Origin of the sequence: Bradyrhizobium sp. (assembly GCF_049586575.1) — a bacterium.
In the GTDB taxonomy this organism is placed as follows: Bacteria; Pseudomonadota; Alphaproteobacteria; order Rhizobiales; family Xanthobacteraceae; genus Bradyrhizobium.
The window spans coordinates 1-3761 of sequence record NZ_JBAVCF010000691.1; the positions used below are offsets into that span (position 1 = coordinate 1).

The window sequence follows — 3761 nt, forward strand, 5'->3', positions numbered from 1 at the left end:
GGATGTGGCGTTGTTCGACGGTACCGTGGCCGAAAACATCTGCCGTTTCGACGAGGCCGCCGGCTCCGACGCCATTTTGAGGGCCGCGCAGATCGCGGGTGTGCATGAAATCATTCTGAGACTGCCAGAGGGTTATTCGACCCGTATCGGCCTGGGCGGCATGTCGCTGTCCGCTGGACAGCGGCAACGGATTGGCTTGGCGCGCGCGGTATTCGGCGATCCATTCCTCGTTGTCCTCGACGAACCTAACGCCAATCTCGATGCCGACGGCGAGAACGCCCTGAGCCGGGCAATTCAAACGCTACGTCGCAACAAATGCATCGTCATCGTCGTCTCGCATCGACCGAGCGCGCTCGCCGCGCTGGATATGGCCATGGTGCTTTTCGAAGGCAAGGCTATTGCATTCGGACCACGCGACGAGATTTTTTCACGGGTTCGCAACGGGACGGAAAAAGCCGCAACCATTAGAAGACCGCCGCCTGAAAATACAAAAGTATCGCGCCAGACGGTCACCGAAAGCATCGAGTTATGCTGAGGGACGATGGTGAAGCGCATCCCGGCGGAACTTCGCACCGCTGGGCCAACATGGCGAATGGAGATCCGGTGGGGCCACAGGGCGCCGCCCTGATCCTCGAACTGCAACGTCTGCGCCGGTCGCTCAAGCAGGAGGAAACGCCGCCCCGTCGCGACGACCATCGCCGCCGCCCGAAATCGAATCCTCCGAAGCACCGGCTCGCGATGGGACGCGTGATCGATATTTTCCGCCGCCAGATGCGCGGAAACAGTCGCGAACAAGCGCCTGCCTGGACCTCAGCTCCCCGGCAAAGCCCCATCGTCGCGTCCCGCGATCCATCGCTGATCAATCTTGATCAGACCAGTCTCCGATTGAACAACAACTACCAGCCGATGCATGTTCAGAGTCCGGCGATGGCGCCGTCGCCGCCGACCGGGGGCATGGTATCGCCGCGAACAACAAGAGGGCGGTTCGACACTTGCAGGAAAGCTCTAGTCGCGGGCCTGACCTTTCTTCTTAATTCCAACGGCGGCGCAAGCGAGACCGCCGCGTCAACCGGAGATCTATCGCTTCGCACCAGCCTTGCCTTCGAGCGGGAATTGCGGACCGGCCTTCGTGTATTGCTGGCCGTCGGCCTTTTGGCGGGGGGCTGGGCCGCGCTGGTGCCGTTGGCGGGAGCCGTTATCGTACCGGGGAATCTTGTCGTTCAGTCCAACGTCAAGACGATTCAACATCCGACCGGCGGGGTGGTCGCTGAAATCGCCGTCCATAACGGCCAGCGAGTAAACGGCGGCGACCTGCTCGTTCGGCTCGACGCGACACAAGCGCAGGCCAGCCTGCAAGTGGTAAGCAAACAGCTCGATGAAATACGGGCGAGGATCGCTCGCCTGGTGACCGAGCGCGATGGCCTGTCGCAGATTAAAGTGCCCGCCGAATTGGCGGATCGAACGAGCGAAGACGACGTGAAGACGTTATTGACGTCCGAGGAGGCGCTGTTCAACGCACGCAGCAACGCGCGCCGAAGCCAGATCGACGTCTTTCAAAGCCGGATTTCGCAGCTTGGCGAGCAAATCGCCGGCCTCGACGCCCAGGTGGAGGCAAAGACCAAGCAACTTGAGCTGATCGCCGGCGAGCTCACGGGCGTCCAGGAACTCTATGACAAGCGGCTGGTTCCGCTGACGCGACTCACAGCCTTGCAGCGCGAGACTGCGCGGATTGAAGGCGAGCGCGGCCAGTTAAACTCGTCGATCGCGGAGACGCGATCCAAGATCGGCGAAGCGCAGCTTCAAATTCTGAAGCTCGAACACGATTTCCGCGCCGACGTGGTCAAGGAGCTGGGTGAGAACCAGAACAAGGAGGCCGAGCTTGTGGAGCGCAGCGTTTCGGCCCGCGATATCCTGGACAGGATCGAGATCCGCGCGCCAACGTCAGGGGTGATTCAGCAACTTTCGGTCCATAGCGTCGGCGGTGTCATCCGCGCCGGAGACTCGGTTATGGAAATCGTCCCCGACCTCGACGACCTTCAGATCGAGGCGCGGCTGCAACCCAACGACATCGATCAGGTGCGAAAGGGCCAGACTGCATTTGTCCGATTCTCGGCCTTCAATCAGCGCGTGACGCCGCAACTCAGCGGCACCGTATCTTATGTTTCGCCAGACACCAGCCGCGACCAGCAAACGAATGCGGCCTATTTCACCGTCAGGGTTTCTCTGTCCGAAAATGAGCGTCGCCGGCTCGGCGGCCTTCAACTTGTTCCGGGCATGCCGGCAGAGGTCTTCATGCAAACAGGCAGCAGAACGATGATGAGTTATCTGCTCAAGCCGATCAGCGATCAAATGAGGCGCGCTTTCATCGAGCAATGAGCCCAAGTCCAGTAACGCAAGTCCGGTAACGCAAGTCTGTAAGACCAGTCCGGTAAACATCGGAAACCTGCGGAGCGCCGCAAGCCGGCGGCCACCGTCAGCTTAGACTGACAGTGGCCGCCTCCGTCCCCCCACCACGTGATGCCTGGCTTTCCCGTTAGACGATCAGTGCCACATGTGCTCGAAGTGCGCCTCGAAGTGCGGCTCGAAGTGTTGTCCAAAGTGTCCGCCATGCGCGACCTGGATTGGATCGCCATCGCCGCTGTGACCGGGGCTGGTTCCCGACGATCCAGGGGCGCCGCTTGCTGACGATGATCCTGAAGCGCCCGTTGCGGACCCACCCGCTGCGGCGCCCGTCCCGCTGGCTGCACCCGTCCCGTTGGCGATGTCCGGATTCGAAGTAACCGGTATCGTTCCCATCGCTACCCCATTGGGAGATGTCGCCGTGGCAACCGTGGTCGCGTCACCAACAAAGGTCCCACCGCCGACCGGAATGTTGTTTCCACTGACGTCTCCGGCGTCGGCAGCGAAACCCGTTCCCGCCGCCAGGATTTGCGCCTGATCAGCCGCAAGAGCTGCTCCCGTGTCACCATTGGCAATGCCGGTAAGCCCGTGAACCGCAGCCTGGGTGTCGGCGAGCAACGTCCCGCCGAGCAGTTCATTGTCGAACCGCGCACCGAAAACTCCTCCCTGCGCCTGATCGAAATTCGCGCCAAATTTCTGGTACGCCTCGATCTGCGTAATCAACTGCTGGATATCGCCTGGAGTCTCGTGACCGGCGGCGACTGCCTGGAGCTGGTTATTGATCACATTGGCTTCAGACAGGAACGCCGCCCAGAAGTTCGTCTGGGCCTGGTTGTCCTGGAACTGTGTGATCGTTCCGCCGTGGGCATTCACTCCGTTCGGACCGTTGAGATAGGCCGGCATTACGCTAAAGCCGCCTACCGTGCCGACATTCCCGTTGCCGCCTGCAGCCGTGTTCAGATTCGCGTCATTCTGAATGATGTCGACGATGTCCAACAGATTGTCATTGGTTGAGCGCGCCGCGACATTTGGATCGGTTGCATACAACCCGTCGAACTTGCTGATCTGAAGATTGATCTGATCGAGCACCGTCTGCAAATGAACCGTCGTGACGGCCGCATCGGCGCCCTGTTCGCCGGCCTCAATTTGGGCGAGCTCGGTTGGGTTGTTCAGGATATTGGTCAGGCCGGCAGAAATTGCGGCCATATCGTGATTGAATTCGGCGAGGTTTGAGTGATTGAGGCCACCCACAGCCAGATCGTCCGCAGCATTGAATACCTGGCCGATGGCGGCCAGCGTTGCATTCGGCGCCTTCGCCGCGGCCAACGACGACGGATCATCCGCTCCGGCGGGAAGAGCCT

At 60.8% G+C, this 3761-nt stretch carries 2 protein-coding genes and 1 pseudogene; 2 read left to right on the forward strand and 1 reads right to left on the reverse strand.

The annotated features are described in order from the left end of the window. The coding region (locus WB528_RS25295; protein WP_423891853.1) for an ATP-binding cassette domain-containing protein at positions 1-535 on the forward strand (535 nt) is incomplete at its 5' end. Beyond that, a complete protein-coding gene (locus WB528_RS25300; RefSeq protein ID WP_423891855.1) occupies positions 529-2376 on the forward strand; it encodes an HlyD family type I secretion periplasmic adaptor subunit in 1848 nt (615 codons plus the stop codon). The genes WB528_RS25295 and WB528_RS25300, both read left to right, overlap by 7 nt. Positions 2377-2541: 165 nt before the next feature. Here the strand turns inward: WB528_RS25300 and WB528_RS25305 are convergent. Next, a pseudogene (locus WB528_RS25305) lies at positions 2542-3761 on the reverse strand (beta strand repeat-containing protein); the annotation flags it as partial.

What these genes read in the sequence shown, in the direction of transcription:
- WB528_RS25300 (WP_423891855.1), top strand. Translation starts at nt 529, where the DNA reads ATGCTGAGGGACGATGGTGAAGCGCATCCCGGCGGAACTTCGCACCGC.